The sequence below is a fragment of the Allobosea sp. TAB14 genome (assembly GCF_052113865.1).
GTDB lineage: Bacteria > Pseudomonadota > Alphaproteobacteria > Rhizobiales > Beijerinckiaceae > Allobosea > Allobosea spartocytisi.
On record NZ_JBFRDQ010000119.1, the window covers coordinates 1 to 15,970 of the forward strand.

The 15,970-nt window shown below is 66.4% G+C and carries 20 protein-coding genes, 1 tRNA gene and 1 pseudogene; 9 read left to right on the forward strand and 13 right to left on the reverse strand.

The genetic code is table 11. From position 1 onward, the window contains the following. Positions 1-298: 298 nt before the first annotated feature. From AB4Y99_RS17865 to AB4Y99_RS17875, 3 genes are read left to right on the forward strand one after another with little or no spacing between them, the layout of a single operon-like run. The gene (locus AB4Y99_RS17865) at positions 299-859 is read left to right on the forward strand and encodes a polysaccharide biosynthesis/export family protein (protein ID WP_441524267.1); all 561 of its coding nucleotides are present in this window, start codon (positions 299-301) and stop codon (positions 857-859) included. A gap of 20 nt (positions 860-879) precedes the next feature. Then, positions 880-1,341 (forward strand): glycosyltransferase, encoded by a 462-nt coding sequence (locus tag AB4Y99_RS17870; RefSeq protein WP_441524268.1) that lies wholly within the window; start codon positions 880-882, stop codon positions 1,339-1,341. Next, positions 1,280-1,834: a glycosyltransferase gene (locus AB4Y99_RS17875; RefSeq protein ID WP_441524285.1), complete on the forward strand. Its 555-nt coding sequence runs from the start codon at positions 1,280-1,282 to the stop codon at positions 1,832-1,834. The genes AB4Y99_RS17870 and AB4Y99_RS17875 overlap by 62 nt, the downstream gene beginning before the upstream one ends. A gap of 111 nt (positions 1,835-1,945) precedes the next feature. Here the strand turns inward: AB4Y99_RS17875 and mdtI are convergent, their stop codons facing one another. Continuing rightward, positions 1,946-2,281 (reverse strand): multidrug/spermidine efflux SMR transporter subunit MdtI, encoded by a 336-nt coding sequence (gene mdtI, locus AB4Y99_RS17880; protein ID WP_197062819.1) that lies wholly within the window; start codon positions 2,279-2,281, stop codon positions 1,946-1,948. Next, positions 2,278-2,649 carry a DMT family transporter gene (locus AB4Y99_RS17885; RefSeq protein WP_112761880.1) on the reverse strand — a complete coding sequence of 124 codons (372 nt, stop codon included), beginning with the start codon at positions 2,647-2,649 and terminating at the stop codon, positions 2,278-2,280. The genes mdtI and AB4Y99_RS17885 overlap by 4 nt, the downstream gene beginning before the upstream one ends. Before the next feature lie 588 nt (positions 2,650-3,237). Here AB4Y99_RS17885 and AB4Y99_RS17890 point away from each other — a divergent pair. After that, positions 3,238-4,545, forward strand: coding sequence for an undecaprenyl-phosphate glucose phosphotransferase (locus AB4Y99_RS17890; RefSeq protein ID WP_441524269.1), 1,308 nt, complete (start codon positions 3,238-3,240; stop codon positions 4,543-4,545). Next, the gene (locus tag AB4Y99_RS17895) at positions 4,542-5,801 is read left to right on the forward strand and encodes an O-antigen ligase family protein (RefSeq protein WP_441524270.1); all 1,260 of its coding nucleotides are present in this window, start codon (positions 4,542-4,544) and stop codon (positions 5,799-5,801) included. Before AB4Y99_RS17890 ends, AB4Y99_RS17895 begins: the two co-directional genes overlap by 4 nt. Here AB4Y99_RS17895 and AB4Y99_RS17900 read toward each other — a convergent pair. Beyond that, positions 5,771-6,595, reverse strand: a complete 825-nt coding sequence (locus AB4Y99_RS17900; protein WP_051988503.1) for a class I SAM-dependent methyltransferase — start codon at positions 6,593-6,595, stop codon at positions 5,771-5,773. The genes AB4Y99_RS17895 and AB4Y99_RS17900 overlap by 31 nt on opposite strands. Positions 6,596-6,775: 180 nt before the next feature. Beyond that, positions 6,776-6,853: transfer RNA gene (locus AB4Y99_RS17905), tRNA-Pro, on the reverse strand. A 171-nt stretch (positions 6,854-7,024) separates the two neighbouring features. Here AB4Y99_RS17905 and AB4Y99_RS17910 point away from each other — a divergent pair. Further along, on the forward strand, positions 7,025-7,621 hold the full coding sequence (locus tag AB4Y99_RS17910) for a hypothetical protein (protein WP_112761877.1): 597 nt from the start codon (positions 7,025-7,027) through the stop codon (positions 7,619-7,621). 28 nt (positions 7,622-7,649) lie between these two features. Here the strand turns inward: AB4Y99_RS17910 and AB4Y99_RS17915 are convergent, their stop codons facing one another. Together AB4Y99_RS17915 and AB4Y99_RS17920 are read right to left on the reverse strand one after the other, a co-directional pair. Beyond that, positions 7,650-8,273, reverse strand: coding sequence for an alpha/beta hydrolase (locus AB4Y99_RS17915; RefSeq protein ID WP_038368265.1), 624 nt, complete (start codon positions 8,271-8,273; stop codon positions 7,650-7,652). A gap of 77 nt (positions 8,274-8,350) precedes the next feature. Continuing rightward, positions 8,351-9,283, reverse strand: coding sequence for a ring-cleaving dioxygenase (locus AB4Y99_RS17920; RefSeq protein WP_441524271.1), 933 nt, complete (start codon positions 9,281-9,283; stop codon positions 8,351-8,353). A 233-nt stretch (positions 9,284-9,516) separates the two neighbouring features. On the opposite strand from AB4Y99_RS17920, the gene AB4Y99_RS17925 reads away from it, so the two are divergent. The 3 genes from AB4Y99_RS17925 to AB4Y99_RS17935 all read left to right on the forward strand — a co-directional run bounded on the left by AB4Y99_RS17925 (position 9,517) and on the right by AB4Y99_RS17935 (position 11,252). Further along, a complete protein-coding gene (locus AB4Y99_RS17925; protein WP_441524272.1) occupies positions 9,517-9,942 on the forward strand; it encodes a DoxX family protein in 426 nt (141 codons plus the stop codon). A 93-nt stretch (positions 9,943-10,035) separates the two neighbouring features. Beyond that, positions 10,036-11,013 carry a LysR family transcriptional regulator gene (locus AB4Y99_RS17930; protein WP_441524273.1) on the forward strand — a complete coding sequence of 326 codons (978 nt, stop codon included), beginning with the start codon at positions 10,036-10,038 and terminating at the stop codon, positions 11,011-11,013. 77 nt (positions 11,014-11,090) lie between these two features. Beyond that, entirely contained in the window at positions 11,091-11,252 is a 162-nt protein-coding gene (locus tag AB4Y99_RS17935; RefSeq protein ID WP_156116080.1) for a hypothetical protein, read from the forward strand. Positions 11,253-11,383: 131 nt separating this feature from the next. Here the strand turns inward: AB4Y99_RS17935 and sugE are convergent, their stop codons facing one another. From sugE to AB4Y99_RS17970, 7 genes and pseudogenes are all read right to left on the reverse strand, one after another. Further along, positions 11,384-11,701, reverse strand: coding sequence for a quaternary ammonium compound efflux SMR transporter SugE (gene sugE, locus AB4Y99_RS17940; protein WP_112761875.1), 318 nt, complete (start codon positions 11,699-11,701; stop codon positions 11,384-11,386). A gap of 270 nt (positions 11,702-11,971) precedes the next feature. Continuing rightward, positions 11,972-12,088: pseudogene (locus tag AB4Y99_RS17945) on the reverse strand (MerR family transcriptional regulator); the annotation flags it as partial. A gap of 41 nt (positions 12,089-12,129) precedes the next feature. Further along, positions 12,130-12,444 (reverse strand): integration host factor subunit alpha, encoded by a 315-nt coding sequence (locus AB4Y99_RS17950; RefSeq protein ID WP_038368274.1) that lies wholly within the window; start codon positions 12,442-12,444, stop codon positions 12,130-12,132. Positions 12,445-12,634: 190 nt separating this feature from the next. Then, positions 12,635-13,612 (reverse strand): beta-ketoacyl-ACP synthase III, encoded by a 978-nt coding sequence (locus AB4Y99_RS17955; protein WP_441524274.1) that lies wholly within the window; start codon positions 13,610-13,612, stop codon positions 12,635-12,637. A 12-nt stretch (positions 13,613-13,624) separates the two neighbouring features. Continuing rightward, a complete protein-coding gene (plsX, locus tag AB4Y99_RS17960) occupies positions 13,625-14,683 on the reverse strand; it encodes a phosphate acyltransferase PlsX (protein WP_038368278.1) in 1,059 nt (352 codons plus the stop codon). A gap of 164 nt (positions 14,684-14,847) precedes the next feature. After that, a complete protein-coding gene (locus AB4Y99_RS17965; protein ID WP_441524275.1) occupies positions 14,848-15,408 on the reverse strand; it encodes a YceD family protein in 561 nt (186 codons plus the stop codon). Further along, positions 15,398-15,940 (reverse strand): ubiquinol-cytochrome C chaperone family protein, encoded by a 543-nt coding sequence (locus AB4Y99_RS17970; protein ID WP_441524276.1) that lies wholly within the window; start codon positions 15,938-15,940, stop codon positions 15,398-15,400. The genes AB4Y99_RS17965 and AB4Y99_RS17970 overlap by 11 nt, the downstream gene beginning before the upstream one ends. Positions 15,941-15,970: the final 30 nt, after the last annotated feature.

A 15,970-nucleotide genomic window follows, 5' to 3' on the forward strand; every position in this document is an offset into this window, starting at 1 on the left:
GTCTCCCAGAGGCCAGGCTTGCGCTGCGGGAGATCCTCGGCAAAGGCCGGGACGGATGACAGGATCGCGATCGCGGCGAGCACCACAGATTTCATTTCCGGTCTCCTCGCGAGAATCGTTCGGGTCGAGCCTCAGACAAGGCCGGCGGGGAGGCCAGAATAAGGCGACCTACCTTGAACGGCTCAGCGGAATACGCCCTCCAGCGCCACCCGGAAGACCAGCGGGAAGACCGGAAGGAAGCCTTTGTTAACCATGTCGGGGCTAATGCTCTGCGCGAATTCCGCACGGATAGCCATCGATGAGTCGACGCCTCGCCTCTCTCGCCCTGGCCGCCGCCATGACGGTGGGCGCCTGCGCGCCCCGGTATCAGGCGACGGACTACGCACTCGCCCAGCCAGAGGGCCCCTATCAGCTCGCCAGCGGCGACAAGCTGCGCATCATCGTCTTCGGCCAGGACAATCTCTCGAACATCTATGCCGTCGACGGCTCGGGCAAGATCTCGATGCCCCTGGTCAACACGATCGTGGCCCAGGGCCGCTCCACCCAGCAACTGGCGCGCGAGATCGAGGCGAAGCTGCGCGGCGGCTATCTGCGCGAGCCCAAGGTCTCGGTCGAGGTCGATACCTACCGCCCGTTCTTCGTGCTGGGCGAAGTGACGAATTCCGGCCAGTTCCCCTTCGTCAGCKGCATGACGGTGCAGACCGCCGTCGCCATCGCGGGCGGCTTCACCCCGCGCGGGCAGCGCAACTCGGCGGAGGTCACCCGGCAGATCGAGGGCCAGCTCGTCACTGCGACGGTGCCGATCACCTACCCGGTCCAGCCCGGCGACACGATCGTCATCAAGGAACGCTGGTTCTGACACCCCCGCCCGGCCCCGCCATGAGCGCCGCCGAAGGTGCGCCGCTCAGAATCCTCCATGTCTTTCGCGCACCGCTCGGCGGGCTCTTCCGGCATGTGCTCGACGTGGCGCGCGGACAGGCCGAGCGCGGCCATGAGGTGGGCATCTTCTGCGACGCCACCACGGGAGGGGCTCGCGCCGACGAGGTGTTCAGCGAGCTCGCCCAGACGCTGTCGCTCGGGATCACGCGCGTGCCGATGTCGCGCTATCCGAGCCGGACGGACGTCAAGGCGCAACTGGCGGAGATGGCCCTGCGCCGGCGCCTCGACCCCGATATCGTGCACTGTCACGGCTCGAAGGGCGGGGTCTATGGCCGTGTCCCGGCGCTGCTCTCGCCTCAGCCACAGCGCGGCGAGTTTCGACCTGCTCTATCTGGGCGAGTTGCGCTCGGCCAAGGGCGTCGACACGCTGATCGACGCACTCGCATTGCTGCGCCGGCGTGACGGGCTCGTCCCGCGCATCCTCATCGTCGGCTCGGGGCCGGACGAGGCCGAGCTCAAGGGCATGACGGTTTCGCGCGGCATCGCCGATCAATGCGTCTTCGAGCCGCCAGGGCCGATCCGCAAGGCGCTGGCGCGGGCGCGGGCGATGGTCATCCCGTCGCGCGCGGAATCGCTGCCCTATGTCATCCTCGAGGCGGCCGCGGCAGCCCAACCGCTGATCTCGACCGATGTCGGCGGCATCAATGAAATCTACGGGCCTCACCACCGGCACCGCCTGATCAAGGCGAACGACCCCGCGATCCTCGCCGAGGCCATACGCACCATGCTGGCGCGGTCGGAAAGCGAGCGCCTCGCCGAGGCGGCCGATCTCGCCGCCCATGTCCGCCAGCATTTCCAGCTGGATGACATGGTCGACGGCGTCATCGCCGCCTATCGCGATGCGCTTCGGGCACGCCAAGGTGGCGTCGCCACCTTGGCCGCCAGAGCCGGATGACATCAGATGGAATCGCTTCGCGGTTCCATCTGATGTCTGAATCCGTCTCTTGCCGAAGGGTTAGAGCATGATGTCGCCCGAAAACCGGTTCCCACTTTTCGGCATCATGCTCTAGGTCAGTTTGAGAGCCACGACGCCGCCGACCACGAGCAGGATGCCGAGCCAGCCGGCCCGGTTGATCCGCTGGCCGAAGGCGAGCGCCCCGATGATCGCCGTCGCGACGAGGCCGGCCCCGCCCCAGACCGCATAGGCGACCGAGAGATCCATGCCCTTGATGGCCTGAGCAAGGGCGCCGAAGGCGCCCATGACGAGCAGCACTCCGCCAGCGCCCGGCAGGCGACGGGTCATCCCGTCCGAGAGCTTGAGCAGATAGGTGCCCGACAGTTCCAGGAGAACGGCGAAGAGAAGCCAGAGCAGGGGCATGAATTGAACGACGGAGACATTCACACATGCCTCCCCTCGCTCGACAGACGCTTATCCCCTGCCTCGCCACCATGGCCGATGCCGGCTTCGATCAGGACGATGCCGACCAGGATCGCCGCCAGCGCGGCGAAGCGGCCAGCCGTCAGATGCTCGCCGAAGAGGAGATGCCCCATCGCCGCGATGCCGACGATGCCGAGCCCCTCCCAGACCGCATAGGCGACGGCCATGGGAATGACGCGCAAGGCGATGCTGAGCAGTGCGAAGGACAACCCGATCAACAGCAGCGGCAGGACGCCGACGAGCCAGGGGGCGGAGACGACCGACTTCAGCGCGGCCGTCGCGACGATCTCGACGGCGATGGCCGCGAGCAGAATCAACCAATGGAAAGACATGTTGCACACGGGCGAAGCCGCGCCACACGGCGCATTTGCGCCGCAAAGACAGCCAAGCAATCGTTAGAGATTTAAATCGAGAGTTCCGACGAAATGGAATTGCTGGAGCACCGCTCCGGCAAACTGCACCGCAGAAGGAGCAACGCCATAGGCGCCAGGCTCGTCACGCGAAATATGTGCTTCTCAGACACTCATCGCCGATAGATATGCCTGCGCAAAGACCTTCTGTCAACCGATAAACACTTCCGATTAAATAAGACACGCCAAATCGAACGAAAAAAGTATTGCGGTAAACTTGAGACAACCCCTTGAGGCGGCAGGGCTATTTCCGTTTCTTCACAGAGGCGGAAAACAGGCGGGGCGGCGTGCCCGCGCGACCCACGAATCGCATGGGAAAACGTTGCAAATCCGCCGAAACAGCGAATAGTCCGGTTAAGCGTTCCGAGAGCAATTTCGGCTAGAGCAGGATGCGAAAAAATCGAAACCGGTTTTTCGCGAAGACCCGGCTCCAGCTCTCTGGCGGGGCCGGCTTCGGATTTCCGACGGGATCATGGGACGATCCCGCCTGAAATCATCCGGCTCTGGACGGTGGACGACCCCCTCGCCTATCAGATCACGATCCCGGTGGTCGCCGTCGGTGCGCTCGCCACCTTCCAGGCCTTGCGGCTCTATCCGGTCGGCGCGCTGCGCCATTTCGCCGGCATGGTGGTGCGGCTCATCGGCGGCTGGACGATGCTGTTCCTGATCGCGCTGGCCGCGTTCTTCTTCCTCAAGGTCGGCAGCCAGGTCTCGCGCGGCTGGCTGATCGGCTTCTACCTCGCCGGCGGCGGCGCGCTCATCGCCGAGCGTTTCGCCGTCACCGCGGCGGTTCGCCGGCTGACGCGCTCCGGGCGCCTCGAACGACGCACGGCCATCGTCGGCGGCGGCGAGGCCGGGGCGGAGCTGATCAAGGCTCTCGAGGCGCAGAAGGATACAGGCCTGCGCATCTGCGGCGTCTTCGACGACCGCAACGACGCGCGTTCGCCCGATCTCGTCGCCGGTTATCCGAAGCTCGGCACCATCGACGATCTCGTCGAGTTCGCGCGGCGCACCCGGCTCGACCTGGTGATCTTCACCCTGCCGATCTCGGCCGAGGCGCGGCTCCTGACGATGCTGCGCAAGCTCTGGATCCTGCCGATCGACATCCGGCTCTCGGCCCATATGTCGAAGCTGCGCTTCCGGCCCCGCTCCTATTCCTATCTCGGCGCCGTGCCGGTGCTCGACGTATTCGACCGGCCGATCGCGGACTGGGACATCGTCGTCAAATGGCTGTTCGACAAGTTCGTCGGCACGCTGGCGCTGATCGCGCTCTCTCCGGTGATGCTGGCGACCGCCATCGCGATCAAGCTCGACTCGAAGGGACCGGTGTTCTTCCGCCAGAAGCGCTACGGCTTCAACAACGAGATCGTCGAGGTGCTGAAGTTCCGCTCGCTGCGTCACGAGATGACCGACCACGCGGCGGCAAAGCAGGTCACCAAGGACGATCCACGCGTCACGCGCGTCGGCCGCTTCATCCGCAAGACTTCGATCGACGAACTGCCGCAACTGATCAATGTGGTGTTCAAGGGCGACCTTTCGCTCGTCGGCCCCCGGCCGCACGCGATCCATGCCAAGACGCTGAACCGCGCCTATGAGCAGGTGGTCGACGGCTATTTCGCCCGCCACAAGGTCAAGCCCGGCATCACCGGCTGGGCGCAGATCCATGGCTGGCGCGGCGAGACCGACACCGAGGACAAGATCCAGCGGCGCGTCGAGCACGATCTCTACTACATCGAGAACTGGTCGGTGCTGCTCGATCTCTACATCCTGGCAAAGACGCCGTTCTCGCTGCTCACCAAGAACGAGAACGCCTATTGAGCGCCACCGTGCAGCATTCGCAGGCTCAGGGCCGGCGCGCGGCGATCTCCTTCGCCGCGATCCAGCGCGGCGCGCTCTGGCTGCTGGCGGCTTCGGGCGGCCTCGTGCTGATCGAGCCCTCGCCCTATGAGCTGGTGTTTCTGCTCGTGCTCTTCGTGCTCGCGCTCACCGGCATCCGCTTCTCGCAGAAGCTGCTGCCGCTGGCCGTGCTGCTGCTGCTCTACAATATCGGCGGCGCCTTCTCGCYGATCCCCTGGATGGACGACCCGGCCTCGGTGCGCTTCACGGCCGTCTCGGCCTATCTGATGATCACCGCGATCGTGCTCGCCGCCGCGATGGCGCAGGACACGCTGCCGCGGCTCGAGGCGCTGCGGAAGGGCTATCTGCTCGCCGCCTGGTGCGCGGGGCTGGCAGCGATTCTCGGCTATTTCGACATCGCCGGGCTGGGTGAGATCTTCACCCTCTACGGGCGCGCCTCCGGCACCTTCAAGGACCCGAACGTGCTCGGGCCGTTCCTCACCCTGGCGATCGTCTACGTGCTCCAGCGCATCCTGACCGGACAAACCGGCATCCTGCGCGGGCTCTTCGCACTCAGCGTGCCGCTGGCCGGGCTGTTCCTGACCTTCTCGCGCGGCGCCTGGGGCGTGCTCGTCGCCTCCGCGCTGATGATGACCGCGCTGAACTTCCTGATCGCGCCCGACGGCAAGGCCCGCGGCCGTATCGTGGCGATGTCGCTGGCGGCGCTCGTCGCCATGATCCTGGCGCTTCTGGTCGCCTTGTCCTTCGAGAATATCCGCGCCGTCTTCGAGGTCCGCGCGAACCTCGACCAGGATTACGACCAGGGCGTCACCGGCCGCTTCGGCAACCAGATCCGCTCGATCCCGATGCTGCTCGAGGCCCCGAACGGCTTCGGGCCGCTGCGCTTCCGCTGGCTCTTCAACCAGGCCGACCCGCACAACGTCTACATCAACGCCTTCGCCTCCTATGGCTGGCTCGGCGGCATCGCCTGGCTCGCACTGATGGCGGCGACGATCTATGTCGGCTGGCGGCTCGTCTTCCGGCGCGCGGCCTGGCAGAACCATGCGATCGTGCTGTGGTCGGTGCTGTTCGTGCTCATCCTRCAAGGGCTGCAGATCGATACCGACCACTGGCGGCATCTCTATCTCATGCTCGGGCTGGTCTGGGGACTGGCCGCCCTGCCCGACCCGAGCGTGGCGGGAGCGCCTCAGCCGCGCTCCTTGCGAACCACGACATAGGCGTAGGTGGTCACGAGGCTCCAGCCGGTCTTCGCCGCCAGCGCGTTGAAGCCATGGTCGAGCTGCTTCAGCCCCGGCATCCGGTCGAAATAGCCATGCCCCCAGAAGGGCTGGATATGGATGTCGCGGAAGCCGGCCCGATTCAGCATCGGCGTCAATATCCGCGGATTGCCGCGGCACCAGTCGTAGAGCGCCGGGAATTTCGGATCGCTGCCGCCGTCGCGGCGCGCCGGGAACAGCGCATGGACGATGGCGCGCGAGGCTTTCTCCGGCAGCACATGGTTCAGCGCGAAGACTGGCGCCCAGAGCGTCGGGAAGAAGGCAAGCGCCACGCCGCCGGGCGCCAGCAGCGCATGGACGTTACGCCAGGCCTGCTCGACGCCGTCGATATGCTCGAAGACCATGCGCGAGATCATCATGTCGTAACCGCCGGGCGCGACATCCGGCTCGGAGAGGTCGCCGGCAATGTCGAAACGGGCCGTCTTCAGGCCGGCGGGGGTCAATGCCAGTTCGCCGGCGTCGATGTCGTTGACGATCAGGTCGATCCCACGCTCGGTCGCCTGCCCGGCGGTGAACAGYGGATCGCGCCCGCCGCCGATCTCACAGACGCTGCGCAGCCCATAGGTGCGCGCGAGCGTGAGGATGGTTGATTCGTAGTTGTCCCAGGCCCAGGCGGAGTGCCAGTCCGGGCGGATCTCCCCGAACAGCCGGGCAAGCGACCGGCCCGTCTGCTCATCGGCGGCAGAGGACGCGTTCACGGATGCACGCGGCGCGGCCGCAGGCGCGAGAGACATGGCTTTCCGAACTCCGACACCTGATCCATCTCCCCTGCGCACAGTGACGCCGGGTGGATCTCCTCGCAATCATCGTATCGGGCGAGGGTAAATGTTTCGCAGCTGCGATCGCTGCGACAACCCTGAAGCCGCGGTGAGCCCTTCGGGGCAAGGCTCACATGGTTTCTTCAGGAATTTGAATGGTCGGAGCGAGAGGATTCGAACCTCCGACCCCTTGTCCCCCAGACAAGTGCGCTAACCGGGCTGCGCTACGCTCCGACGGACCGGCTTATAGTGGTGGGCCGAACCGGATGCAATCCGCTTTGGAGCCCTGATGACAACATCCACGTCGATGTTCGCACGGGCCTCGCCACAATGCTGCCATAGTCGATGTTGCCCGCAGTCCGATTGCAACCTCTAGCTGCGCTCTCCACAGCTTAGAGACTTCCGATGATTCGCCTCCTTTCGCTTGCACTGATCGTCCTGTCGCTCGGCGGCTGCATCAGCGTTTCCAATACAATTCCAGCGGATGAGATCGCGTCCTTCGGGTTGAAGTCGGTGCATGTGGGCTACGACCAGAGCGCCGCCATCTGGTGGGGTGACGCAGAACGCGCCTATGCGGCCTCCAAGGGATTGCCGGCAATCCAGTCGGACGAACTCGGCAAGACCGAGGAAGGCCGTGCCTATGTGCGGGAAGCTGCGGCACGGAAGATCGCAACCGCATTGGAGAGGACGCTGAAGCCCGAGCTCTCCGGGTCGCGACCGGTCACGCTCCGGGTAACGATCAAAAACCTGATGATCAGCTCAGCCATTCAGCGGGTGCTGGTTGGCGGCGATCATCGCATTACGGCCCATGTCGATCTGATCGACGGCAAGAGCGGAAAGATCCTCCTTGCAGTGCCGGATCTCACGGTCAACGCGCTCGCCGGTCAGGGAATCGGTGGCGCGTTGCTCGACCAAGCCTTCATGCCTGATCCGATCGACCGCGTTTCCAGCAATTTCGCACAACGCTACGCCGACTGGCTCCTCCACAAGCAGCAATCCTAAAACTCGGGCGAGGAGCGCCGCCTCCAGATCAAACCCGCGCCAGCCAGTCTTTCAGCAGCCCGATATCCGCCTGGGTGAGTCCATGGCTCGCCGGCAAGCTGCGATGCTCCACGGTGGCACCGTCGGCCGCGAGCGTCTGCGCCAGCGCCTCGGCGCCGGCGGCAGGGACGATCGGGTCGAGCAGGCCCGAGAGCAGGAGCACGGGCTTGCCCGCCAGGTCGACACGCAGCGGCTGCCGGAAGGGCGGCATGGCGCGCAGCAGCGCCGCGCCGGCCAATGCCTCCGGCCGCAGCAGCAGGAGGCTCGCCGCGATGTTGGCGCCGTTCGAGAAGCCAAGCGCGATCGGCGCCGGCAAGCCGTAACGGGAGCGGGCCTCTTCGATGAAGTCGGCGAGTTCATGGGTGCGGCGGATCAGATCCGCCTCATCGAACACGCCTTCCGCCAGGCGGCGGAAGAAGCGCGGCGCGGCGCCTTCCAGCACCTTGCCGCGCGGCGAGAGCAGGCTCGCCCCCGGCGCGACGGTGCGCCCCAGGGAAAGCAGGTCGCGCTCGTCGCCGCCGGTGCCGTGCAGCAGCAGGAGCGGCTTGCGGGCGGCGTCGCTGCCCGGCTCGAAGACATGGATGAAGCCGGTATCGGCTGCGGTCGCGGTCATGAGGTCTCTCCCTTCAGGAAGCGGAGGAGCCGCCTCGCCCCCGCGAACGGCGAGCGAGGCGGCGGTGTTGGTCGCCGTCAGGCGAGCTCGGGCAGGACGGCTTCGATCTGCGCGCGATGCGCCTCGAGGCCGGCCGGCAGCTTGAGCGAGCGGCCGAGCTCGGCGGCCGGCTCGTCCACGGCGAAGCCGGGGATGTCGGTCGCGATCTCGAACAGGACATGGCCGGGCTCGCGGAAATAGACCGAGCGGAAATAGTTCCGATCGCGCTGTTCCGTGGGGCTGATGCCATGGTTCTGGACAAGACGGCGCACCATCTCCTGCTGCGCGGCGTCATCGGCCGCCCGGAAGGCGATATGGTGGACCGAGCCCGTGCCCTGCCGGGCCGGCAGGAAGCCGCCGGCGACGCGCAGGTCGATGACGCCGCCGATCTGCGTGCCCTTCACCGCATAGCGGATCAGCGTGTCCTCGCGGGCGGCCTCGGCGAAGCCGAAGACGTCGTTGAGGATCGCCGCCGTCGGCGCCGCATCAGCCAGGAGCAGGCTGACGCTGTGGAAGCCACGGATCGCGTTCTCCGGGCCGATGCCGCCATCCGTCCAATAGGGCTCGGCCTCGACGCCGGCCAGGCCGACGAGCGCAAGCCGCATCCCGTCCGGATCGCGGAAGCTCAGCACGGTTTCGCCGAAGCGCTTCAGCGGCGCCTCATGCGGCACGCCCTGCTCGACGAAGCGGTGCGCCCAGAAGCCGATGGAGCCTTCCGGCACCCGGAACACGGTTTCCTGCGTCTCGCCGACGCCGAGACGGCCCGGCGCCGCATGCTCCCAGGGGAAGAAGGTCAGGATCGAGCCCGGCGCCGCGTCGGCATCGCCGAAATAGAGGTGATAGGTGCCGGGATCGTCGAAATTGACGGTCTTCTTGACCAGGCGCAGGCCGAGCACGCGGCTGTAGAAATCGAGATTGCGGCGGGCGGGGCCAGAGATGGCGGTGACGTGGTGAAGCCCATTGATCTGCATGATGACGGTCCTCCGTTCCAAGGCGTTTCAGAAGAGCGCCGCCCGCCATAAGGGCCGGTTCGGCGTCGCTGTTGGCCGAGAGATTGGCAGCATCGGCCCGGAATGCCAGAGGTAGATCATTGCTTTGGTGCAATGTCATGAGATCAAAATCACAATTTGAATTGCTGCATGTCCCGGACGATTTTGGGTGGCGAACGATACCGCCCACCCCTCACCCAACCGGAGACACGACCATGACCGATACCCGCCTCRCTCCTTACGGCGCCCTCGCCTTGCGCATCGCGCTCGGCGCCATGTTCATCGCCCATGCCTATCTCAAGCTCGTTATCTTCACGCCAGCCGGCTTTGCAGGCTTCCTCGGGCAGGTCGGCCTGCCGGGCTTCCTCGCCTGGCCGATCATGCTGGCGGAGCTTCTCGGCGGCCTCGCCATCCTGCTCGGCTTCTACGGCCGCTATGTCTCGCTGCTGCTGATCCCGATCCTGCTCGGCGCGCTGATGGTCCATGCCCCGAATGGCTGGGTGTTCAATGCCCCGAACGGCGGCTGGGAGTATCCGGCCTGCCTGGCGCTGACCGCCTTCGCCCACGCCCTGATCGGCGATGGCGCCTTCGCGGTGAAGCCGGCACCGTCGCTCCTCGATGCGAAGCCCGCCCTCGCCTGACGCTGCCTGACTTCAGCACCGAGCCTCCGTCCGACGCCGGCCATGGCCGGCGTCGGTCTTGAACGTGACGATGCCTTGGCGGAAACTGACCGGATGACGTCTTCCCCTCGCCCCTCCGCCGCCAAAACGCTCGCCTGGGACGATTTCCGCCTGATCAAGGCCGTCGCCGACAAGCGGGCCCTGCCGGCGGCTGCCGACGCGCTCGGCGTCAACCACTCCACCGTGTTCCGACGGCTCGGCCAGATCGAGGAAGCGCTCGGTGTCAGGCTGTTCGAGCGGCACCGCAGCGGCTATGTCGCGACGCCGGCCGGCGAGGAGATGGTCCAGCTCGCGGGCCGGGTCGACGACGACATCCACGCCTTCACGCGCCGGCTCGCCGGCCAGGAGATCAAGCCCGCCGGCGAATTGCGGATCGCCACCAACGACACGTTGCTGGTCGATCTGCTGACACCGGTCTTCGCGAAGTTCCTGGCGCAATGCCCGGATATCAGGCTCGACATCCTGATCGGCAACCAGGCCGCCAATCTCTCCAAGCGCGACGCCGACATCGCGATCCGCGCCACCGACAATCCGCCGGAGACGCTGATCGGACGCAAGCCCGCCCGCATCGCCTGGGCGCTCTATGGGCGCAGCGCCGATTTTCCCGGCCCGGAACTGCCCGCGCGCGAGACCCTGTGGGAGCACAAATGGGTGTCGCTCGGCGAGCAGTTCACCATGCTGAGCGCCGTGCGCTATCTCGCGCGCCATGTCGCGCCCGAGCGGGTCGTCTACAAGCTCAACACTGTGCTCGGCCTCGCGGAAGCGGTCGAGGCCGGCATCGGTATCGGCTTCCTGCCCTGCTTCATCGGCGATACGCGGCCCGGATTGACGCGGCTTGCCGAACCCGATCCCGACCTCTCGGCCGATCTCTGGCTGCTGACCCATCCCGATCTGCGGCATACGCCGCGCGTGCGGCTGTTCCTCGACTTCGCCGCCACCGAGCTGGCGCGTCTCAAGCCGCTGGTCGAGGGCGACAGGATCGTCGGACGGGCAGAGGCTGTCCTAGCGACCGGCGCCGAATCCCCAGCTTGACACCGTCCGTCCGGCGGCGGTCGACCCCGGATTTGGCGGGCGGTGCGAGCTTGCCCTATGCTCGCGCCATGGAGATCATGATCCCCCTCATCGCCGGGCTGGCGCTGTTCTGGCTGATCGGTCGTGGCGTTCCCTGGAATGCCAAGCTGACGACGATCGTGGTGACGCTCGCCATCGTCCTGCTGATCGTGGCGCTCGAACGCGGCGGCTACTGGCCCGAGGCCTTTCGCCGCCGCTAGAGCATTTTCGAGCGAAGTGGAAACCGGTTTTCGCGAGAATCCCGCTCTCACTCTTCGGTCAGAGACGGATTCGGATGTCAGATGGGATCGCCTTGCGACCCATCTGACATCGTCCGGCTCTCGCCGGAGCGTCAGGCCGAGACCAACTTGAGCCCGACGATGCCCGCCACGATCAGGCCGATGCAGGCGAGACGCAGCGCGCCGGCCGGCTCGCCCAGCAGGACCATGCCGAGAATGGCGGTGCCGGTCGTGCCGATGCCGGTCCAGATCGCATAGGCCGTGCCGACCGGCAGGTTCTTCAGGGCGAGCCCGAGCAGGCCGACGCTGATCACCATGCTGGCGAGCGTGAAGACGGTCGGCATGAGGCGGGTGAAGCCCTGCGTGTATTTCAGGCCGATCGCCCAGCCGACCTCGAACAAACCCGCGATGAAAAGATAGAGCCAGGCCATGACGGCGCTCCTCGGAAATCCGGCGAGGTCGTCCACGCCTGTCACATGAAAGGGCTGCTAGCCGGGGTCGTCCCCGGTAGGGGAACCTAATGCGCAAGCGGCGGCAATCAAGCGCCGGAGCGCAGCCATGGGTCAGACTATGTGCTAACCGGGCAAGCGCTCGACCGCTTGCTACACTCAGGCCGGCTCGGCGGCGGGCTTCAGCGCGCGTTCGAGGATGCGCCGGCACTCGCCGAGCTCGGCCATCACGGCCGKCAGGACCGTGATGTTCAGCGGCTTGATCTGGTTGAAGCGGGTTTCCCAGAAACGGAGCACATGCTGGGGAACGTCGAGGTCCTCTGCGACCTCGCTGATGGTTCGGAAGGCATCGGGGCTCTTGGTGTCCAATTCGGCCTCCGCATCTGCTTCGCCGGCGTGGAACTCCAGATTCACTCGGTCTCGTCCTCACCCGTCTGCCCGTTGATGCGGGCCTTCATCACGTTCGAGGGCTTGAACACCATCACGCGACGCGGCTCGATGGGCACCTCAACGCCAGTCTTGGGATTACGCCCGATTCGCTCGCCCTTGTCTCGCACGACGAACGAACCGAACGAGGACAACTTCACGTTCTCGCCGCGCGCGACTGCGTCGCAGATCTCGTCGAGCACGGCCTCGACCAGTTTCGACGCCTCCGTGCGGGACAGCCCGATCTTCTGGTAGACAGCCTCGCACAGATCCGCACGAGTCACCGTTTGCCCCGACATTCATATCCTCCAGAGGCGCATCATCGACGGCGGCCGCAGCCTCCGCCCTTCGCCAAATACGGACGGCGGACGCTAGGCGCCCGCGCTGTCCCGGTCAATCCTCGAACGCGGGATTAGCGGCCACACCGACGAAAATCGACCCGAATCGGCAAGAAAAACGTCACAATTTAAGCAAATGCCGCAAACCGGCTCACCACCGGATCAGCGCCGACCCCCAGGTGAAACCGCCGCCCATCGCCTCGATCAGCACGAGCTGGCCCGGCTTGATCCGGCCGTCCTTATGCGCCTCCGCCAGCGCCAGCGGAATCGAGGCGGCCGAGGTGTTGCCGTGGCGATCCACGGTCAGCACGACATGGTCGTGGCTGATGCCGAGCTTGTCGGCGGTGGCGTCGATGATGCGGCGATTGGCCTGGTGCGGCACGAACCAGTCGATGTCGGCTCCGGAGAGCCCCGTCTCGGCGAAGGTATGGCGCACCGTCTCGGCGAGGTTGTTGACGGCGTGGCGGAAGACCTCCTTGCCCTCCATGCGCAGGAAGCCGACCGTCTTGGTCGAGCCCGCGCCGCCATCGACATAGAGCTTGTCCTTGTAGCGGCCATCCGAGCGGATATGGGTCGTGAGCACGCCACGGTCGGCGAGCGTCCCCTCGCCGGGAACGGCCTTCAGCACCACCGCACCGGCGCCATCGCCGAAGAGGACGCAGGTCGCGCGATCCTCCCAGTCGAGGATGCGCGAGAAGGTCTCCGCGCCGATCACGAGCGCGGTCCTGGCGCCGCCCGTCGTGAGGAACTTGTCCGCCGTCGCCAGCGCGAAGACGAAGCCGGAACAGACCGCCTGCAGGTCGAAGGCGACGCCGCCGGTGATGCCGAGCGCGGCCTGGATCTGAGTCGCGGTGGCGGGAAAGGTATGGTCGGGCGTCGCGGTCGCGACGATGATCAGGTCGATCTCGGCGGCGTCGATGCCGGCATCGGCGATGGCGTCCTGCGCGGCCTTGAGGCCGACCACGGAGGTGGGCTCGTCATCGGCTGCGACATGGCGCTGGCGGATGCCGGTGCGCTGGACGATCCACTCGTCGCTGGTGTCGACGCGCGTGGCGAGTTCGGCATTGGTGACGATGCGGGCCGGAAGATAGGAGCCGCAGCCGACGACCTGTGAGCGCAAGATGGACAAGGAGACTATTCCCTATTCGGCGTCGGCCGGCTGCGCGGCGACAGGCGCCGGCTGCGTGCTCGCGGCGACCATCTCGCGCAGCTTCGCCATCAGATCCTCGCGCGCCATCTCATAGGCGAGCTCGGCCGCGCTGGCGAAGCCGATGGCATCCGTACCGCCATGACTCTTGATGACGATGCCTTCCAGCCCCAGGAAGACGCCGCCGTTGGATTTGCGCGGATCGAGCTTCTCGCGCAGCGCCGAGAAGGCGCCGCGGGCGAAGAGATAGCCGATCTTCGCCATCAGCGAACGGCTGATGGCGGCACGCAGGTAGTCGGTAACCTGGCGCGCCGTGCCTTCGGCGGTCTTCAGCGCGATGTTGCCGGTGAAGCCTTCCGTCACCACCACGTCGACCGTGCCCTTGCCGAGATCGTCGCCCTCGACGAAGCCATGATAGGTCAGATGCGGCAGGTTGCCCTCGCGCAGGATGCGCCCGGCCTCCTTCACCGCCTCGACGCCTTTGATCTCCTCGACGCCGACATTCAGCAGGCCGACCGTCGGCCGGTCGAGATCGAAGACGACACGGGCCATGGCCGCGCCCATCACCGCGAGATCGACGAGATGGCGGGCATCGGCGCCGATGGTCGCGCCGACATCGAGCACGATGCTCTCGCCGCGCGCCGTCGGCCACAGGCAGGCAATCGCCGGCCGGTCGACCTGTGCCATCGACTTCAGGCAGAATTTCGACATTGCCATCAGCGCGCCGGTGTTGCCGGCGGAGACGGTGACATCGGCCTCGCCGGTCTTGGTCGCGTCGATGGCGCGCCACATCGACGATTTATAGCGGCCGTAGCGCAGCGCCTGGCTCGGCTTGTCGTCCATCTTCACCGAGACTTCGGTATGATGGAACGTCGTGACGGCCTTGAGCTTCGGGTGCTGCTCGACCAGAGGCAGAACCTCCTTCTCGTCGCCGAAAATGACGAAGCGCGCATCCGGGCGTCGTTCCAGCATCAGGGCAGCGCCGGGAATGGCGACGGAAGGGCCGTGGTCCCCGCCCATCGCATCGAGCGCGATTGTAACCGGTCTTGTCATGGAGTTCTGGTGTGTCCCGGGAGCGGCCGACCTTCGATCCCGGGCGGCTCTTTGCCGGCCGGACAATAGCGGTTTAGCGCCAAGCCGCAAGCGGCGGAGGCGGTTTGGCGCCGCTCAATCATTGTTGCGATCCGTGTCCGCGGCCGCGCTGCCCGCTGCCCGCGTCACGTGGCGTCCCGCTTCAACTTCGCGAGCGCGGCGAAGGGCGAGAGCTCGCCGGAATCCGCAGCCGGCGCCTCGAAGCTCACGCCCGGCTTGCGCGGGTAGGGATCGAGCGAGAGCGCCAGGAATTCGAGCGTGACGCTGCCCAGATCGATGACGCCGTCCACGATCGGCTCCGGCGGGTCCTCCTCGTTCAGCAGGACCTCGATGTCGATGTCGGCATCGCCCGAATCGGTGCGGCGAGCGGCGGCAAGCGCATCGTCCTGCGGTGCGAAATCGAGCTTCACCGGCACGTCGAGCCGGACCGGGAAAGGCTCGAGCGTGACGATGCAGGTCTGATGCAGCCGCGCCTCGATGCGGCCTTCGAGCTTCACCCGTTCGCCATTGCGCGAGAGCATATAGCGCGCCTCGAGCGCCTCCAGGGAGGCGAGGTCGAGCATCGCGGCGATGCCGGCCAGTTGCTGCGGCTCGGCCTTGACCACGGCCTCGGTGCCGCGCAGGCGGATGAGCTCGACGCGGATGGGGTGGCTCAAGGGCAAGACGCGCCCGTGATCAGGCGTCATGCACGGCCTCCTGGCTGACGAAATCGGGAAAAAGCGGCTCGCGATGCAGAAGCGCTTCGAGGTCGAGGGCGGCGAGCCCGGCCTGCGCCTCACGCAGATAGGTAGCGACGACGGAAGCACCCTGCTGCGAGGCATTGCGGTGCAACGCCTCGGTCAGCGCCTCGGGATCGGATCCGGCAAAGGCCGGCTCATAGGCCTGGATGCGGCCATAGAACATCTGGCCGATCTTCTTCATCCGCTTCGGCACGGCGATGTCGCTGACGCCGCCATTGCGGAAGCCGAGCTCGAGATAGGAGAAGCAGGCATCGATCAGCTCCTGCGAGAGATCGCCCGCAGGCGGCGGCAATTCGCGCAGCCGCCGCAACACAAGAAACATGTGCAGGGTCAGCGATTCGAAGCGCCCCTCGAAGCTGTCGGGAATGCCGCCCGCGAGATAGAGCCCGGGCTGACGCGACGCTTCCGCGACGCGCCCGAACAGCGCATCCACAGGTGCGCGCCGTTGTGCGCGCTTGCCGAACCAACCGAAAATCACGCTCTTGCCTCCGCCCGGCCGCGTCGCGGG